The sequence below is a fragment of the Pseudomonas sp. Pmew2 genome, assembly GCF_058129885.1.
In genome coordinates this window covers 4,221,494-4,238,885 of record NZ_CM176702.1, presented here as the reverse complement: position 1 = coordinate 4,238,885, position 17,392 = coordinate 4,221,494, and the positions used below count along the sequence as shown (strand labels likewise).

Annotated in this window: 18 protein-coding genes and 1 pseudogene; 10 read left to right on the top strand and 9 right to left on the bottom strand. The window is 59.2% G+C overall.

Features of this window, described 5'->3' with window-relative positions:
* Positions 1-36: 36 nt before the first annotated feature.
* The 4 genes from AC4ANK_RS19450 to AC4ANK_RS19435 form a co-directional block, all read right to left on the bottom strand.
* A complete protein-coding gene (locus AC4ANK_RS19450) occupies positions 37-714 on the bottom strand; it encodes a response regulator transcription factor (protein ID WP_002554461.1) in 678 nt (225 codons plus the stop codon).
* A gap of 7 nt (positions 715-721) precedes the next feature.
* Positions 722-1,135 carry an SH3 domain-containing protein gene (locus AC4ANK_RS19445; protein ID WP_002554460.1) on the bottom strand — a complete coding sequence of 138 codons (414 nt, stop codon included), beginning with the start codon at positions 1,133-1,135 and terminating at the stop codon, positions 722-724.
* A 143-nt stretch (positions 1,136-1,278) separates the two neighbouring features.
* Complete coding sequence (locus tag AC4ANK_RS19440; protein ID WP_002554459.1) at positions 1,279-1,578, bottom strand: YciI family protein; 300 nt, start codon at positions 1,576-1,578, stop codon at positions 1,279-1,281.
* A gap of 1 nt (position 1,579) precedes the next feature.
* Positions 1,580-2,176, bottom strand: a complete 597-nt coding sequence (locus AC4ANK_RS19435) for a septation protein A (RefSeq protein ID WP_002554458.1) — start codon at positions 2,174-2,176, stop codon at positions 1,580-1,582.
* 65 nt (positions 2,177-2,241) lie between these two features.
* On the opposite strand from AC4ANK_RS19435, the gene AC4ANK_RS19430 reads away from it, so the two are divergent.
* The 8 genes from AC4ANK_RS19430 to arfB all read left to right on the top strand — a co-directional run bounded on the left by AC4ANK_RS19430 (position 2,242) and on the right by arfB (position 9,367).
* A complete protein-coding gene (locus tag AC4ANK_RS19430; protein WP_002554457.1) occupies positions 2,242-3,105 on the top strand; it encodes a PHP domain-containing protein in 864 nt (287 codons plus the stop codon).
* A gap of 13 nt (positions 3,106-3,118) precedes the next feature.
* Positions 3,119-3,748, top strand: coding sequence for an L-threonylcarbamoyladenylate synthase (locus AC4ANK_RS19425; RefSeq protein WP_002554456.1), 630 nt, complete (start codon positions 3,119-3,121; stop codon positions 3,746-3,748).
* The gene (locus AC4ANK_RS19420) at positions 3,748-4,566 is read left to right on the top strand and encodes a segregation and condensation protein A (RefSeq protein ID WP_002554455.1); all 819 of its coding nucleotides are present in this window, start codon (positions 3,748-3,750) and stop codon (positions 4,564-4,566) included. Before AC4ANK_RS19425 ends, AC4ANK_RS19420 begins: the two co-directional genes overlap by 1 nt.
* 15 nt (positions 4,567-4,581) lie before the next feature.
* Complete coding sequence (gene scpB, locus AC4ANK_RS19415) at positions 4,582-5,367, top strand: SMC-Scp complex subunit ScpB (RefSeq protein WP_044318422.1); 786 nt, start codon at positions 4,582-4,584, stop codon at positions 5,365-5,367.
* A gap of 271 nt (positions 5,368-5,638) precedes the next feature.
* The gene (locus AC4ANK_RS19410) at positions 5,639-5,830 is read left to right on the top strand and encodes a DUF1289 domain-containing protein (RefSeq protein ID WP_002554453.1); all 192 of its coding nucleotides are present in this window, start codon (positions 5,639-5,641) and stop codon (positions 5,828-5,830) included.
* 184 nt (positions 5,831-6,014) lie between these two features.
* A complete protein-coding gene (rluB, locus tag AC4ANK_RS19405; RefSeq protein WP_002554452.1) occupies positions 6,015-7,241 on the top strand; it encodes a 23S rRNA pseudouridine(2605) synthase RluB in 1,227 nt (408 codons plus the stop codon).
* A 271-nt stretch (positions 7,242-7,512) separates the two neighbouring features.
* Positions 7,513-8,922 (top strand): amino acid permease, encoded by a 1,410-nt coding sequence (locus AC4ANK_RS19400; protein WP_002554451.1) that lies wholly within the window; start codon positions 7,513-7,515, stop codon positions 8,920-8,922.
* Between the two features lie 31 nt (positions 8,923-8,953).
* The gene (gene arfB / locus AC4ANK_RS19395; protein WP_002554450.1) at positions 8,954-9,367 is read left to right on the top strand and encodes an alternative ribosome rescue aminoacyl-tRNA hydrolase ArfB; all 414 of its coding nucleotides are present in this window, start codon (positions 8,954-8,956) and stop codon (positions 9,365-9,367) included.
* Positions 9,368-9,512: 145 nt separating this feature from the next.
* Here arfB and AC4ANK_RS19390 read toward each other — a convergent pair whose 3' ends face one another.
* From AC4ANK_RS19390 to phhA, 4 genes are all read right to left on the bottom strand, one after another.
* Positions 9,513-10,712, bottom strand: a complete 1,200-nt coding sequence (locus tag AC4ANK_RS19390) for an MFS transporter (RefSeq protein WP_002554449.1) — start codon at positions 10,710-10,712, stop codon at positions 9,513-9,515.
* Positions 10,713-10,850: 138 nt separating this feature from the next.
* On the bottom strand, positions 10,851-11,030 hold the full coding sequence (locus AC4ANK_RS19385; protein WP_002554448.1) for a hypothetical protein: 180 nt from the start codon (positions 11,028-11,030) through the stop codon (positions 10,851-10,853).
* A 464-nt stretch (positions 11,031-11,494) separates the two neighbouring features.
* Positions 11,495-11,851, bottom strand: coding sequence for a 4a-hydroxytetrahydrobiopterin dehydratase (locus tag AC4ANK_RS19380; RefSeq protein ID WP_031595694.1), 357 nt, complete (start codon positions 11,849-11,851; stop codon positions 11,495-11,497).
* Positions 11,852-11,886: 35 nt separating this feature from the next.
* Positions 11,887-12,684, bottom strand: a complete 798-nt coding sequence (gene phhA, locus AC4ANK_RS19375; RefSeq protein ID WP_460384749.1) for a phenylalanine 4-monooxygenase — start codon at positions 12,682-12,684, stop codon at positions 11,887-11,889.
* 267 nt (positions 12,685-12,951) lie between these two features.
* Here phhA and AC4ANK_RS19370 point away from each other — a divergent pair.
* A pseudogene (locus AC4ANK_RS19370) lies at positions 12,952-14,481 on the top strand (sigma-54-dependent transcriptional regulator); the annotation flags it as partial.
* Positions 14,482-14,629: 148 nt separating this feature from the next.
* Here AC4ANK_RS19370 and AC4ANK_RS19365 read toward each other — a convergent pair.
* A complete protein-coding gene (locus AC4ANK_RS19365; RefSeq protein WP_002554445.1) occupies positions 14,630-14,896 on the bottom strand; it encodes a DUF2790 domain-containing protein in 267 nt (88 codons plus the stop codon).
* Between the two features lie 315 nt (positions 14,897-15,211).
* Between AC4ANK_RS19365 and acs the strand changes: the two genes are divergently transcribed.
* Positions 15,212-17,167 (top strand): acetate--CoA ligase, encoded by a 1,956-nt coding sequence (gene acs, locus AC4ANK_RS19360; RefSeq protein WP_002554444.1) that lies wholly within the window; start codon positions 15,212-15,214, stop codon positions 17,165-17,167.
* Positions 17,168-17,392: the final 225 nt, after the last annotated feature.

Below are 17,392 nucleotides of genomic sequence, written 5' to 3'. Positions count from 1 at the left end.
CAGCGCTTGGTAAAGCTTGTGTAAGGGGGCAGTTGCTTACAAAGCATAATAATAGCCGCGGCTGCGCAGGGCGACGATGCGTGGACGACCGTCAGCGTGAGGGCCGATTTTCTTGCGCAGGTTGCTGACGTGCATGTCCAGGCTGCGGTCGTAGAGCGTCAGTTTGCGGCCCAGCGCCAGTTGCGCCAGCTCCTGCTTGTCCAGTGGTTCGCCGGGCTGGCGCATCAGTGCTTCAAGCAGACGGCTTTCGGAGACGGTGAGGGTCAGTTCCTTTTCGTCGACACTGACCACGCCGCGCATCGGGCTGAAGGTCAGGTCACCCAGTTCCAGTTGCGTAGACGACGCCACCGGGTGACTGCGACGCAGCACGGCGCGCAGGCGGGCGGTGAGCTCACGCGGGTCGCAGGGTTTTGCCAGGTAGTCATCAGCGCCCAGTTCAAGGCCCAGAATGCGGTCCAGCGGTTCGCCACGTGCCGAGAGCATGACCACCGGCAGGTCCGGGTGGTCATTGCGCAATTGCTTGAGCAGTTCCAGGCCGCTGCCATCAGGCAGCATCACGTCCAGCACCACGGCCGCCGGAGCTGCATCGGCCAGAGCCTGACGCGCACTGGCCCCGTCGTGACAGGCGCGCACCTGAAAGCCTTCCTGGCTCAGCCAACTGCTCAGCAGTTCGCACAGCTCCTGATCATCATCAATTAGTAACAGCTCGCTCATGACTCACTCAATTTAGCCACTGCCGACGTTGCCTACGCCAACCGCTGACCAATATACCGCACAGAAGGGCGAACATCGCAACGCCACCGCCTGCGATGAACCATTGTTGCTGCTCTGTCAGCAGGCGCGGGGGCACTGCGGACAGTGCTTCTTTGAGCTGCAACTTGAGCTTTTGGTTCTCCTGGCGCAAACGTGTCAACAAGGCGTTGTCGCGTTCCGGATCGACGTTTTGCAACTGCCGTGTCAGCTCGTCGCGCTGACGCTCGCTGTCCTTGAGCCGCAACTGAAGGTCGGCAATCTGATTGGCGGGGCTGGGCAGGTGCAAAGGCTGCACTGCGCCGCTCTCATTGACCGTCTCGGCGTTCACCTGAAACCCCGTCGCCATCAAAACTGCCAACAGACACCACGTACCTGAACGCATCTGAACTCCCTTTTACCGAGCCGTATAAATTCGCACATTGAGCAGGGTATCGGCAGGGTGTCAGGAAGGATGAGCAAGAGGCGGGGTTCAATACGGCTCTGCCTCGGTTGAGGCAGAGCGCTTAAGGGTGTCCGAGGAGGTGATCAGGGCAGGACGAGCTTGAATGGCTTGACCACGACATTGGCATAAACGCCTGCCGCAACATATGGATCGGCTTCGGCCCACGCCTTGGCGGCGCTTTGCGATTCAAACTCGGCCACGATCAGGCTGCCGCTGAAACCGGCAGCACCCGGGTCGTTGCTGTCGACTGCCGGGTGTGGGCCGGCCAGCACCAGACGGCCTTCATCCTTGAGCGCGTTTAGGCGCTCAAGGTGTGCCGGGCGCACGCTGAGGCGTTTTTCCAGCGAGTTTTCGACGTCGGTGGCGATGATTGCGTAGAGCATGTCAGTCCTCGGATTTGGTCGTATTGGGTGCGGTGTCGTGCAGATGGCGTGACAGGTAGATCCCCTGGCCGACCAGGAAGATCAGGGTCATGCCCAGGCTGCCGAATACTTTGAAGTCGACCCAGAATTCCTGATAGGTGAAGGCCACGTACAGGTTGGCCGCGCCGCAGAACAGGAAGAATACGATCCAGGCGATGTTGAGCCGGGTCCAGATCGCCGCTGGCAGTGTCAATGCGTGGCCCATGATGCGCTGGATAAGCGGGCGGTCACCGATGAAATGACTGCCGGCGAAAGCCACGGCAAATAGCCAGTTGACCACCGGGGCTTTCCATTTCAGGAAGGTTTCGCTGTGGAAGGCCAGTGTCAGACTGCCAAACACCAGACAGGCGACCAGTGTGAGCCACTGGCTTTTTTCCAGCTTGCGCTGTTTGAGGTAAAGAATGCCGTAGACCACCACCGAACTGATGATCAGCATCGCCGTTGCGCTGAAAATGCCGCCTACCATATAGGTATTGCCGAGGATATCCACGGCACGCGGCTCGGTTTTGTAAACGATGAAAAACAGGAGCAGCGGGATGAAGTCGATGAATTGTTTCACAATGGCAGCCAGAAGCAGGATGTGGCGGCATAATAACAAACATCAATGAACACGAAAGCACCACTATGAATGTTGACCTGCACTGCCACAGCACCGCTTCCGACGGGGCGCTCTCGCCCACGGCACTGGTTGCCCGTGCTCATGAAAACGGCGTGCGCGTCCTTTCGCTGACCGACCACGACACCCTCGAAGGGCTTGAAGAAGCCCGCGCGGCAGCGCATTCATTGGGCATGCAGCTGGTCAACGGGGTGGAGCTGTCCTGCACCTGGGGCGGTGCGACCATCCATATTCTGGGCTATGGATTCGATACCCAGGCCCCGGCGCTGACTGAAGCTATCAGCCGTTTGCATGAGGGACGCTGGCTGCGTGCTGAAGAAATCAGCCGCAAATTGGCGATCAAAGGTATGCCTGGCGCGCTGGAAGGCGCTCGCGCGATCCAGCAGGAGCTGGGTGACAGCGGTAATGCGCCTGCTCGCCCGCATTTTGCTGACTTCATGGTGCGCGCAGGTTTCGTCAAGGACCGCGCCGAGGCGTTTCGCAAATGGCTGGGTGCTGGCAAACTGGGCGATGTGAAGCAGCACTGGCCAACGCTGGAAGAAACCGTCGCCACCTTGCGGGCATCGGGTGCATGGGTCAGCCTCGCGCATCCTTCACATTATGACTTTACTCGCAGTAAACGGCGTAAACTGGTCGGCGATTTCGTCCAGGCCGGTGGGCACGCCATAGAAGTGGTCAATGGCATGCAGCCTGCCGATCAGGTGGGGACCCTGGCCATCCTTGCACGCGAGTTCGGTCTGCTGGTTTCTGCCGGCAGCGACTTCCACGGTCCTGGCAACTGGGGCGAGATCGGCACTTATCGTCCCGTGCCTGAAGATCTACCGCCTTTGTGGTGCAGATTCAAACATGAACAGCCTACTGCCGCCGTCTGAACAGGAAGTTACCGTGAGTCAATTTTTCCAGGTCCATCCGGAAAACCCGCAGCCGCGCCTGATCAAACAGGCCGCGGAAATCATAAAAGCCGGCGGGCTGGTGGTGTACCCGACAGATTCGTCCTATGCGCTGGGTTGCCAGATCGGTGACAAGAGCGCCATCGAGCGTATCCGCCGCCTGCGTCAGCTGGACGACAAGCACAACTTCACCCTGATGTGCTGCGACCTGTCGCAACTGGGGCTTTTTGCCAAGGTCGACACTGGCGCTTTCCGTGCCCTCAAGGCTCACACCCCAGGGCCTTACACCTTTATTCTCAACGCCACCCGCGAGGTGCCGCGCCTGGTGCTGCACCCCAAGCGCCGCACTATTGGCCTGCGCGTGCCGAGCCATCCCATTGCCCAGGCCTTGCTCGAGCAATTGGGCGAGCCGCTGATGAGCGTCAGCCTGATCATGCCGGGTGACACTGTGCCGCTCAGCGATCCCTACGAGATGCGCCAGATTCTCGAGCATCAGGTGGACCTGATCATTGATGGCGGGATCGGCGGTATTTCGGCGTCCACAGTCATCAACCTGGCTGGCGGAGAGCCAGAAGTGGTTCGGGTTGGCTGCGGTGATCCAACGCCGTTCGGTGAACGCGCTTAATGACCGTCGTCGAGTCCGTCGACAGCCAGGCAGACGCCCAGCAGGAGCTGCCGTTCGCGCTGGTCTACGGGCGTGCGGTCACGCAGATGCCGCTGGACCTGTACATTCCGCCCGATGCGCTGGAGGTCTTTCTTGAAGCGTTCGAGGGGCCGCTCGACCTGCTGCTGTACCTGATCCGCAAACAGAACATCGATATCCTCGATATTCCCGTGGCCGAGATCACCAAGCAGTACATGGGGTACGTCGAGTTGATGAAAACCGTGCGCCTGGAGCTGGCGGCCGAATACCTGGTCATGGCCGCCATGCTGGCTGAGATCAAGTCGCGCATGCTGCTGCCGCGCTCGGCGGAAGTCGAAGAGGAAGAGGGCGACCCGCGCGCCGAGCTGATTCGCCGCCTGCAGGAATACGAGCGCTTCAAGGCCGCTGCTGAAGGTATTGACGGCCTGAGCCGGGTCGGCCGCGATGTCATCGTACCGAAACTGGACGCCCCCGAAGCCCGTGCGCGCAAGTTGCTGCCGGATGTCAGTCTTGAAGAAGTGCTGATGTCGATGGCCGAAGTGCTGCACCGCGGCGACATGTTCGAAAGCCATCAGGTCAGCCGCGAGGCGCTGTCGACGCGTGAGCGCATGAGCGACGTGCTGGAACGTCTCAAGGGCAGCGGTTTTGTACCGTTCGCCGAGCTGTTTACCGCAGAAGAAGGGCGTTTGGGTGTGGTCGTGACATTTATGGCGGTGCTGGAGCTGGTCAAGGAATCCCTTGTCGAGCTGGTCCAAAACGAGCCCTTTGCGGTGATCCATGTCCGGGCGCGAGCCGAGTAGAGCAAGAACACACCCATGAACCTCAACGAACCGCGTGAACTGGCCCCGTTGCTTGAAGCCTTTCTGCTGGCCTCCGGAAAGCCGCAGACACTGGAGCGGCTGTATGAGCTGTTCGAAGAGGGCGAGCGTCCCGAACCGCCGATTTTCAAAAAAGCGTTGGAGGTGCTGCGTAAGTCCTGCGAGGGGCGTGCTTTCGAACTCAAGGAAGTCGCTTCGGGGTATCGCCTGCAGATTCGTGACCGGTTCTCCCCTTGGGTCGGACGGTTGTGGGAAGAACGGCCGCAGCGTTACTCCCGCGCCATGCTGGAAACCCTGGCTTTGATCGCTTATCGCCAGCCGATCACGCGGGGCGAAATTGAAGACGTGCGCGGTGTTGCGGTGAACAGCCACATCGTCAAGACCCTGCTGGAACGCGAGTGGATTCGGGTGGTGGGCTATCGTGACGTGCCCGGTAAGCCGGCGATGTTTGCCACCACCAAGGGTTTTCTGGATCACTTCAACCTCAAAAGCCTGGACGAGCTGCCGCCGCTGGCCGACCTGCGCGAGATGGAAACCGAGCCGGTCCTGGATTTCGAAGACGCCCCCGTACCCGCGCACCTGCAGGCCCTGGCCGACGCCAGCCTCGATCCGGAAGCGGAACCCGAAGCACCTCGCGACGAAACCAGCTTCCGCAGCCTGCTGGTGGAACTGGATTCGATGGAGCAAGGCCTCAAGACCGACTTCGACGACCTGCTGCGGGCGGAGCCAGAGCCAGAGCCAGATCCAGATCCTGAAGACGACAAAGGCGACGATGAGGTCTGATTGACTATCGCTCCCACGCTGAAGCGTTCAGCGTGATACACAAGTCTCGTGGGAGCGAGCTTGCTCGCGAAGGCGATGGTGCAGGCTCGCTATTTTCGGATTCTGTAAGGGCCCTTTCGCGAGCAAGCTCGCTCCCACAAGACCTGTATGTAGCCATGAGCGTTCTGCGTCCTCTTGATACCTCGTCCTGGAGCGTGCAGCGCACTTCGGTCGAATTCATACGCCTGACCAGAGTCACAAACTATATCCCTCGCCATGAGACCCGCTGCCCATGAGTTCGACCAAGAACCCCTGCATCAGCCTGTGCAAGTTCGATGATGATATCTGCCTGGGCTGTGGCCGCAGCAAGCGGGAAATCAAGGCCTGGAAGAAACTCGACAAGGATGACAAGCGCACGGTACTCGAGGAGTCTGCCAAGCGGCTGGCGAAGCTCAAGACCGCCGGTCGTAAAAAGAAGAAGTGATTCGGGCATTTGCCACTGACGCTGGATGCGTAAACCGACGCAGGGGCGTATGATGGCCGACCCTCGGCGATCAAGTGTCGCCCGGGCTTTCAAGTATTTCGCCCTGCCGCTATCCACAGCGTGCCGGGCACAGGTCTTGCCGGTTCTCGGCCAGCCCTGATTCGACACACCGGGAGGTGCCCAGATGAGTGAAAAAGACAAGCAGGACAGCCAGGAAATCGGACCCGCAGGCGAAAAGCTGCAGAAGGTTCTGGCGCGCATTGGCGTGGGTTCACGCCGTGACGTAGAAGCCTGGATTACCCAAGGCCGCATCAAGGTCAATGGCAAGGACGCGACCCTCGGTCAACGCGTCGACCTGCATGACGCCATCAGTGTCGATGGTCGCGTCATCAAGCGCGAAGAAGCAGCCGAAACGGTTCGCCGCGTGATCATGTACAACAAGCCCGATGGCGAAATCTGCACCCGTGACGACCCTGAAGGTCGTCCGACCGTGTTCGATCGTCTGCCGCGCCCGAAAGAGGGTCGCTGGATCAACATCGGCCGTCTCGACATCAACACCACCGGTCTGCTGATGTTCACCACTGACGGTGAACTCGCCAACCGTCTGATGCACCCGTCGTTTGAAATGGACCGCGAATACGCGGTTCGTGTGCGTGGCGAAGTCGATGACGACATGCTGCTGCGCCTCAAGAATGGTGTGATTCTTAAAGACGGTCCGGCACGTTTCACCGACATCCAGCAGGCACCAGGCGGCGAAGGTTTCAACCACTGGTATCACTGCGTGGTAATGGAAGGTCGTAACCGTGAAGTGCGCCGTCTCTGGGAATCCCAGGGGCTGGTGGTCAGCCGTCTGAAGCGCGTGCGTTACGGGCCGGTGTTCCTCAACTCCGACCTGCCGATGGGCCGCTGGCGCGAAATGAGCCAGTACGAAGTCGACATTCTGGCTGCCGAAGTCGGTCTGCAACCTGTGGCCCAGCCGCAGATGAATGCCAAGACCAAAGACAAGATGGAACGTCTGCAGCGTCAATCGTCGCGCCCTCTGGGCAAAGGCGAGCGCGTTCGCACCTTGCGTCCGGCTGCTGGCGCTCCGGCGACTGGCGACCGCGCACCGCGTCAGCCGCAAATTACCGGCAGCGAACGTGATCGTCCGCGTGGCGGCGACTCCACGCAGCGTCCTTCGCCGCGCAAGGACTCGGGCAAGCCCGGTTCTCGTGCACCGCGTCCGGCAGACAACAGCCGTGGCACACCGGTCGCCGAGCGTCCGAGCGAGATGAATAAGCGCCCGGCCAAGCCTGGGCCAAAGCGTGTCGGCATCAAGCTGGTCAACGACGATGCGCCGTCAGGCAAGCGTCGCGGTCCACCGGCAGGTTCAGGTCAGCGTCCAGGCTTCGGTCGTCGCAAGCCTGAGTGATCCTGTGGTGTGAATGAATGGCATCGCCAGCCCCAAGGGCTGGCGTTGTCGTTTTTGGCGATGTGAAAAACCTTGTCATACAGCCCCGCTGCATTCATTTCCCTGTTTCAAACCTCAACCTGGATGCAGGTGTACAATGCCGCGCTTTTTTCTGTGAATCATTGCTGCTCAATACTTCGGATCACCCGTCCGGGGTGCTGCAATTCTGTTGCGTCACAAGCGCGGCAGTTCCTTTTCGGTCACAGAACAAGAACAATCAGGTAGCTATCGAATGAGTGAAACAACTGCATCCTCGGGTGAATTGAAGCGCGGTCTGAAGAATCGGCACATTCAGCTGATTGCTCTGGGCGGCGCTATCGGCACTGGCTTGTTTCTCGGCTCGGCGGGCGTGCTGAAATCAGCCGGGCCGTCGATGATTCTCGGTTATGCCATCTGCGGCTTCATCGCCTTCATGATCATGCGCCAGCTTGGCGAGATGATCGTCGAAGAACCCGTCGCCGGGTCGTTCAGCCATTTTGCCCACAATTATTGGGGCGGTTTCGCCGGGTTCCTGTCCGGCTGGAATTGCTGGCTGCTGTACATCCTGGTCGGTATGTCGGAGCTGACTGCTGTCGGCAAGTACATTCATTACTGGCTGCCGGACATCCCGAGCTGGGTTTCAGCGGCTGCGTTCTTCATTCTCATCAATGCCATCAACCTGACCAACGTCAAGGTGTTCGGCGAGACCGAGTTCTGGTTCGCGATCATCAAGGTGGTGGCGATTATCGGCATGATCGCGCTGGGCAGTTACATGCTGGTCAGTGGCAGTTGCGGCCCGCAGGCGTCGGTCAGCAACCTCTGGGAACACGGCGGATTCTTTCCCAATGGTGTCGGCGGGCTGGTCATGGCGCTGGCAATCATCATGTTCTCGTTTGGCGGCCTGGAAATGCTCGGCTTCACCGCTGCCGAGGCCGAACAGCCGAAGACCGTGATCCCCAAGGCGATCAATCAGGTCATCTACCGCATTCTGATTTTCTACATCGGCGCACTGGTGGTGCTGTTGTCGCTGACACCCTGGGACAGCCTGCTGGCCAGCCTCAATGCCTCGGGTGACTCCTATAGCGGCAGCCCGTTCGTGCAGGTGTTCTCGATGCTGGGTAGCGATGCGGCGGCGCATATCCTGAACTTCGTGGTACTGACTGCAGCGCTGTCGGTCTATAACAGCGGCACTTATTGCAACAGCCGCATGTTGGTAGGCATGGCCGAGCAGGGCGATGCGCCCAGGGCGCTGGCGCAGGTCGACAGGCGCGGGGTGCCGGTCAAGGCTATCTTTGCGTCTGCCGCGGTGACCGTGGTGGCGGTTCTGCTCAATTACTTCGTGCCGCAGCAGGCGCTGGAGCTGTTGATGTCGCTGGTAGTGGCCACCCTGGTCATCAACTGGGCGATGATCAGCTATTCGCATCTGAAATTCCGCCAGCACATGAACCGTACCGGCCAAGTGCCGCTGTTCAAGGCGCTGTGGTATCCCTACGGTAACTACGTGTGTCTGGCGTTTGTGCTGTTTATCCTCGGCATCATGCTGATGATTCCCGGCATCCAGATATCGGTTTACGCGATACCGGTCTGGCTGGCGGTCATGTGGGTGTGTTATCGAGCCAAGAACAGGCGTAGCGTTGTCATGAATGCCGAGACTGGTAAATAACCGTGCCTGGAGCAGAAAAGAAGATGCCCCGATGCTGGTGATTTCCAACAATGTCCATCTGCCGGACGCCGAGATCGAGTTGACGGCCATTTGCGCCCAGGGCGCGGGCGGTCAGAACGTCAACAAGGTCTCCAGCGCCGTGCATTTGCGTTTCGACATCAACGCCTCGTCGCTGCCGCCGTTCTACAAGGAGCGGCTGCTGGCGTTGAGTGACAGCCGCATCACCAGAGATGGCGTGATCGTGCTCAAGGCCCAGCAATACCGCACTCAGGAACAGAACCGCGCCGACGCGTTATTGCGCTTGAGCGAGTTGATCGTCAACGCCGCCAAAGTCGAAAAGAAACGCCGCCCGACACGGCCGACCCTGGGTTCCAAGACCCGCCGCCTGGAGTCCAAGAGCAAACGCGGCTCGATCAAGGCCGGACGCGGGAAAGTGGATTTCTGAGTACGGCTGGCCCTTCAAGATCGGACGCAGAGCGTCCAGAACGGCGTTACCACGCGGGAGCGTGGGAACGATCAGCCCGAATATCGTGCGTCGCTCCGCGTCGCATGCCGTTCTGGAGCGCGGGAGCGATGACCGGAACAGATCATCACTGGCGTACCACCTGCGTCTGCTTGTACAGATAGACGCTCAACGCCAGCCCGGTAAGTGACGCCAGCGCCGCGAACAGGAAGATCGAGACAAAGCCGAAGCCTGCGGCAATCGCGCCTGCCAGTGGGCCGGTGATGCCCAGGGACAGGTCGATGAACAGCGAATAAGCGCCGACCGCAGCGCCCCGGCTGGAGGCAGGGACGAGATTGACGGCTTCCACGCCCAGTGCGGGAAACACCAGCGAGAACCCGAAACCGGTCAACGCCGCGCCAGCCAGTGCCAGCTCCGGAGTGGGGGCCATCCACAGCAGCAACAACCCCAGGCTTTCCACTGACAGGCAGACAATCGCTACCCGAAAGCCGCCCAGACGATTGATCAGGTTGCCGAACAGCAGGCGCGCCGCGATGAAGCTGCCACCGAACAGGGTCAGACACAGCGCCGCATTCGGCCAGTGGTTGCTCGCGTAATACAGGGTGATAAAGGTGGCGATGGTGCCGAAGCCGATGCCGCCCAGCGCCAGGCCCATGCCGTGTGGAAACACTCGCCCCAGTACGTGCATGAAGGGCAGCCGTTCACCTGGCACAATCGGTGCGGCCTGCTTGTGCCAGGTCAGGTACAGGCCCAGTGCGCAGAGCAGCATGATGCTGACACCTACTGTCCACAACCCGAGTGAGTCAACCATCCAGACACCCAGCGGTGCGCCGATGGCCAGAGCGCCGTAGCTGGCGATACCGTTCCAGGAGATCACTTTGGCAGTGTTCTGCGCGCCGACCCGGCCGATGCCCCAGCCAATCGAGCCCGAACCTACCAGACTTTCCGCGCTGCCGAGAATCACCCGGCCAATCAGCAGAATCACCAGGCTCGCCATCGGCCAGCTGTCCAGCCAGACCGGCACCAGCATGAACACACCGCTCAGTCCGCAGCCGGTCAGGCCGATCTGCACGGCTTTCTTGCTGCCCAGATTGTCGATGATACGGCTCGCCCATGGTCGACTGATCAATGTCGCCAGGTACTGCACGCTGATCACCAGGCCTGCGATAACCGCGCCGAAGCCTAAATCGCTGTGGACGTAGCCTGGCAGTACGGCAAGCGGAATACCGATATTCAGGTAGCCGATAAACGTGAACATCACAATGGAAATGACGGTCTGGGTAACAGCCATAGAGGTTTGCGGCGTGGTTTGCTGTGTCTCGGGCATGGGGCAGGCTTTCATTCTGTGCGGGTATGGCGTTCGAGCGGGCAGGGAAAAACCCTTAGCAAGCTCTCGAAGTGCTTATCATACCGACGCATCGCGTCATGCAGGTGCAACGAAGTGAAATAAACGGCGAATGGAGGATTATTTGTTTGCCGGGGCTACAAGCTGTGTGGTCACGAGGGCGGCCAAGGCGTTTTCCTGAGTACCGAAACGGGCGAGCAGGGCGCTCTGTTTTTCCGGGCTGAGGCGTGACCAGATTTCGATCATTTTCTCGGCGGTGCCAATCAGGGCATTGGCTTGCGTTTCAGTGAAGTCGCTCATAAAAATCTGCTGTTTGCTTGTTACTGGTTTTCCAGGCGTATTGAAAATCGGCAGAACCGTTTTTCGATACGCCTGAAAACAATCGCCTTCAGTCTTTGCTTCCGGCTTTCTGGCTGTCTTGAGCCGAGGGTGCTGCTTTCATTGCGACAGGTTGACCAAGCTCCTGTTGAGCCAGGGTCGACTGTTGTGGTTCCTGTTGGCCTGGTGGGAAGTTAGGGATTTCATGCATCGTCGTCGCTCCTCGCAAGGGGTTGCAGATAGAACCGTGCTTTAAAAAAGCCTGCGCAGGATACCCCACTGAAAATGACAATCAGGATATTTTTTTATCCTCATTGGCTTGTCAGCGAAACAAAATCGCATTTTCACTGTCCGGGCCTATGCCTTGCGAGTCGCTGCACGCTTTGGTTTTACTGCGTTATGGCTGCATCAGGGCGCAATAACCCTCGTAGACCTTCTCGCAAAAATTATTTGCGGCCCTCGGCGCCACGGGCCACTTCATCGGTGCGTGCGGCCATGATGAAGTCGTTGCGGTGCAGGCCTTTGATCGAGTGGCTCCACCAGGTCACCGTCACTTTGCCCCATTCGGTCAGCAGGCCTGGATGGTGGCCTTCAGCCTCGGCAATCTCGCCGACCGCGTTAGTGAACGCCAAAGCGAATTTGAAGTTCCTGAACAGGAACACTTTTTCCAGCTGCATGACGCCGTCGCGCACTTCAATGTTCCAGTCGGGGATCTGTTTGAGCAGTTCCGGCAGCTCGGCTTCGCTGACTTGTGGGGCGTCTGCTCGGCAGGCTTCGCAATGGGCTTGATTCAAGGTACTCATAAACAGGGTTTCCTTTTCAGATACCTGGCCGCGTTTCAGGCCGCGTGGCTTTTGGTTTTAGGTGGGAATTTCGGGGCGTGCAAGCCCAACTGCATGCCCTGTTCTACCAGCGCCATGATGTCTTCCTGCGCCAGGTCGAACAGGCGCTTGAGGCTTGGCAGAACAAAATACAGCGGTTGCAGAATGTCGATGCGGTACGGCGTGCGCATCGCTTCAAGCGGGTCGAATAGCTGGTGTTCGGGAGCCGGCGACAGGCTGTACACCGCTTCCTTGGGCGAAGAAAGAATACCGCCGCCGTAGATTTTGCGCCCCTGTGGTGTATCGACCAGACCAAATTCGATGGTCATCCAGTACAGCCGGGCCAGGTACACGCGTTGTTCCTTGCTCGCGCTCAGGCCGAGTTTGCCGTAGGTATGGGTAAATTCGGCAAACCACGGATTGGTCAGCACTGGGCAGTGACCAAAGATTTCATGAAAGATATCCGGCTCCTGAAGATAATCCAGTTCTTCCTCGGTGCGAATAAAGGTCGCCACCGGGAAGCGCTTGCTGGCCAGCAGTTCAAAGAACGTCTGGAACGGGATCAGCGCTGGCACTCGCTCAACCTGCCAGCCGGTGGTTGCACCCAGCACCTTATTTATTTCACCCAGCTGCGGAATGCGCTCATGGGGCAGGCCCAGTTGCTCGATACCGTCCAGATACTCCTGGCAGGCCCGACCTTGAATGATCGTCATCTGCCGGGTAATCAGAGTGTTCCATACCGAATGTTCGGCTGCTGTGTAATCAATGAAGCCCGAAGCGTCCGGCTCGCGTGCCACGTAAAGCGTCTGGGCCATGCTGATGTCCTCGAAAGGCTGCTCTTGTAAACGTATTTTTGTAAAAGCCTGCCTGCAGGAATAACCCGCTTTCGACGATGGGTCTGCCTGCGAAAGCCGTCGCGCTCCCATCTTGTCGCCCAAATTCGTAACGAAAACTTTACTTATGGTTCCCGTGGACCATGAATTCAGCAGATTTCTCTCTCGCGAAGCGTGCCTCTGTAACGTATTGTTGACGGAAAACTTTGCCACTCTCTAAAAACCCACGTTCACAGGGGCGACCGAATCATGCGCATCAAGGTGCATTGCCAGAACCGGATCGGCATTCTTCGCGACATTCTCGATCTGTTGGTGGCCTACGGCGTCAACGTGGCGCGTGGTGAAGTGGGGGGCGAGCATGGCGACGCTATCTATCTGCATTGCCCGAACCTGATCAATCTGCAGTTTCAGGCCCTGCGCCCGAAGTTTGAGGCGATCACCGGTGTATTCGGCGTCAAGCGCGTTGGGCTGATGCCCAGCGAGCGTCGGCACATGGAGCTTAACGCCTTGCTCGGCGCGCTGGAGTTCCCTGTGCTGTCCATCGACATGGCCGGTGCAATCGTCGCAGCCAATCGTGCCGCCGCGCAGTTGTTGGGCGTGCGGGTGGATGAAGTGCCGGGGATGCCGTTGTCGCGCTATGCCGAGGATTTCGACCTGTCTGAGCTGGTGCGGGCCAGCCAGTCGCGGATCAATGGTCTGCGGGTCAAGGTGCGCGGCGATGTGTTTCTCGCCGACATCGCCCCGTTGCAATCGGAGCACGATGACAGCGAAGCCATGGCCGGGGCTGTATTGACCCTGCACCGCGCTGATCGGGTTGGTGAGCGCATCTACCATGTGCGCAAACAGGAGTTACGCGGCTTTGACAGCATCTTTCAGAGTTCGAAGGTCATGGCTGCGGTGGTCCGCGAGGCGCGGCGCATGGCACCACTCGATGCGCCGCTGCTGATCGAGGGCGAAACCGGCACCGGCAAGGAATTGCTGGCCCGTGCCTGCCACCTTGCCAGCCCGCGTGGCCAGTCACCGCTGATGGCGCTCAACTGTGCCGGGCTGTCGGAGTCCATGGCCGAGATTGAGCTGTTCGGCTACGACCCCGGTGCGTTCGAGGGCGCGCGAGCGGAAGGCCGGCTCGGGTTGCTGGAGCTGACAGCAGGCGGCACGCTGTTCCTTGATGGTGTGGGTGAGCTGAGTGCGCGAATGCAGGCCAAGCTGCTGCGTTTCATTCAGGACGGCAGCTTTCGCCGGGTCGGCAGCGACGAGGACATGTTTCTCGATGTGCGTGTGATGTGTTCGACCCAGGTCGACCTGTCGGAGCTATGCGCCCAAGGGGTCTTCAGGCAGGACCTTTATCATCGCCTCAATGTGCTGTCGCTGCACATACCGCCGTTGCGCGATTGTCTGGACGGTCTTGAGCCGCTGGTGGAGCACTTTCTGGATCACGCCAGCCGCCAGATCGGCTGCCCGTTACCAGGCATTGCGCCGGCTGCCATCAAGCGCCTGAGTCAGTACCACTGGCCCGGAAATGTAAGGCAATTGGAAAATGTATTGTTTCAGGCTGTATCGCTGTGTGACGGCAGCAAGGTGCAGGCCGAGCATATTCGTTTGCCGGATTACGGTGTGCGGCCAGGGCTGAGCGACGTGTCTCTGGAAGGGGGGCTGGACGCTATTATCGGGCGTTTCGAAAAATCGGTGCTGGAACATTTATATGCGCAATATCCCAGCAGTCGCCAATTGGGCAAACGCCTGGGGGTGTCACATACAACCATTGCCAACAAGTTGCGTGGCTATGAGTTGAGTTGGGGCGTGAGTCAGGCCGGCACGCAGCCGATCAACAATCCGCTGATTGACCGCCCGGCAATCAACGCTCGTGTATACGCCCCGCAATCAATATCTGCGAGGCGTCGAGCACGGGTCGCAACAGCGAAAAGCATCAACCGTTACTGCAGCCGTTGCCCATCACCTGGTAGCTCATGGTGTGCCTTGCGCCTTGCGAGTCTTCATAGACCATGCGCGCCGGGACCACTTCGCAGACATTGGGGATCTGGCTGATGGAAATAACCCGGGCGATATCCAGATGAGTGCCATACGTGTATTGCTCGACACGGGCTTGCTGGGCAGCAACTTTGGTCTGCGATTCTTCGGCCATGGCGAAGCTGCTGACACCGCACAGTGCCAATGTCACTAATAAAGCTTTCATTGTGTTTTACCTTTTTGAAAGTGAGCGCGTCCGCATCACGTTTTTAGCGTCATGTACGAACTCTGTTTGATATCAAGAAGCGGGCTGCGTGGGGGCAGCTGATAGTTGCCGTATTGGCGAGATGAATTCTAGGCCTGTTGCATGGCGACATATATAAAGACTTTGGATAAGCGCTTTCATCAAAACGGTAATAATCCGGGGGGGGGGCGCTTGACGCTCCGGTCCCGCCGGTAATACCAACGTCGAATGGCCCCACCGGGTGGGGCGGGATACAACGGGTGCATAAAACAACAACTATCCACCGAGGTAACCAAGATGAGTGCAGCTTCCCTGTACCCCGTCCGCCCAGAAGTCGCAGCGACTACGCTGACGGATGAAGCGACCTACAAGGCCATGTACCAGCAGTCGGTGGTCAACCCTGATGGTTTCTGGCGTGAACAGGCTCAGCGCCTCGACTGGATCAAACCTTTCAGTGTGGTCAAGCAAACCTCGTTCGACGACCATCGGGTCGATATCAAATGGTTCGCCGACGGTACGCTGAACGTTGCCTATAACTGCCTGGATCGCCATCTGGCAGAGCGCGGCGACACGATTGCGATCATCTGGGAAGGCGATGACCCTTCCGAGCACCGTGAAATCACCTACCGCGAGCTACACGCCGAAGTCTGCAAGTTTGCCAACGCACTGCGCGGGCAGGACGTGCACCGTGGTGACGTCGTCACTATCTACATGCCGATGATCCCCGAGGCTGTGGTCGCCATGCTGGCGTGCGCCCGGATCGGTGCGATTCACTCGGTGGTATTCGGCGGTTTCTCGCCGGAAGCACTGGCTGGCCGGATCATCGATTGCAGTTCCAAGGTGGTCATTACTGCGGATGAAGGCCTGCGCGGTGGCAAGAAGACTGCGCTCAAGGCGAATGTCGACCGTGCACTGACCAATCCGGAAACCAGCAGCGTGCAGAAGGTCATCGTCTGCAAACGTACCGGTGGCGAAATCGAGTGGAACCGTCATCGTGACATCTGGTACCACTCGCTTCTGGAAGTGGCCTCCAGCACCTGCGCGCCAAAAGAGATGGGGGCCGAAGAGTCGCTGTTCATCCTCTACACCTCGGGCTCGACCGGCAAACCCAAGGGTGTGTTGCACACCACTGCGGGTTATCTGCTTTACGCGGCGCTGACCCATGAGCGTGTGTTCGACTACAAGCCGGGCGAAATCTACTGGTGCACCGCGGACGTCGGCTGGGTCACCGGGCACAGCTACATTGTCTATGGCCCCTTGGCCAATGGTGCAACCACGCTGCTGTTTGAAGGTGTGCCGAACTACCCGGACATCACGCGTGTGTCGAAAATCATCGACAAGCACAAGGTCAATATCCTCTACACCGCGCCTACCGCGATCCGCGCCATGATGGCCGAGGGCACCAAGTCCGTTGAAGGTGCCGACGGGTCCAGTCTGCGTCTGTTGGGTTCGGTGGGCGAGCCGATCAACCCGGAAGCCTGGGGCTGGTACTACAACACCGTTGGCAAACAGAACTGCCCTATTGTCGATACCTGGTGGCAGACCGAAACCGGTGGCATTCTGATCAGCCCGCTGCCAGGCGCAACAGCGCTGAAACCGGGCTCGGCAACACGTCCGTTCTTCGGCGTGATTCCGGCGCTGGTGGACAACCTGGGCAACCTCATCGAGGGCGCGGCCGAAGGCAATCTGGTGATTCTCGATTCCTGGCCGGGTCAGTCACGCTCGCTGTATGGCGACCACGACCGTTTCGTCGACACCTACTTCAAGACCTTCCGTGGCATGTACTTCACCGGTGACGGTGCCCGTCGCGATGAGGACGGCTACTACTGGATCACCGGGCGCGTAGATGATGTGCTCAACGTTTCCGGCCATCGCATGGGCACCGCAGAGATTGAAAGCGCGATGGTTGCGCACCCGAAAGTCGCCGAAGCCGCAGTGGTCGGTGTGCCACATGACTTGAAAGGGCAGGGCATCTACGTCTACGTCACCCTCAACGGTGGCGAAGAACCGAGCGACGCGCTGCGCACTGAGTTGCGCAACTGGGTGCGCAAGGAGATCGGCCCGATTGCTTCGCCTGATTTCATCCAGTGGGCACCTGGATTGCCGAAGACCCGTTCGGGGAAGATCATGCGCCGTATCCTGCGCAAGATTGCCACCGCTGAGTACGATGCGCTGGGTGACATCTCGACGCTGGCCGATCCGGGTGTGGTGCAGCACCTGATTGACACGCACAAGACCATGAACGCTGCCTGACCGCTCATTGACTGAGCGCGCCTCGTCCGGTTAATGCCGGGCGGGGCGCTTTTGTTTGTGCGGCCCGGTATCGGAAACGAGATATATATATCGGTTTGTTACGGGTTTACACGGCGTTGTCGGACGGTGCTTCATTGTGGGACGTTCTCTGGCTTTCTTGTAGGAAGCTGCGACGCATCAGGGCGTTTCATCCGCCATATGGAACGCTGGGCTTGCCGGATTAGA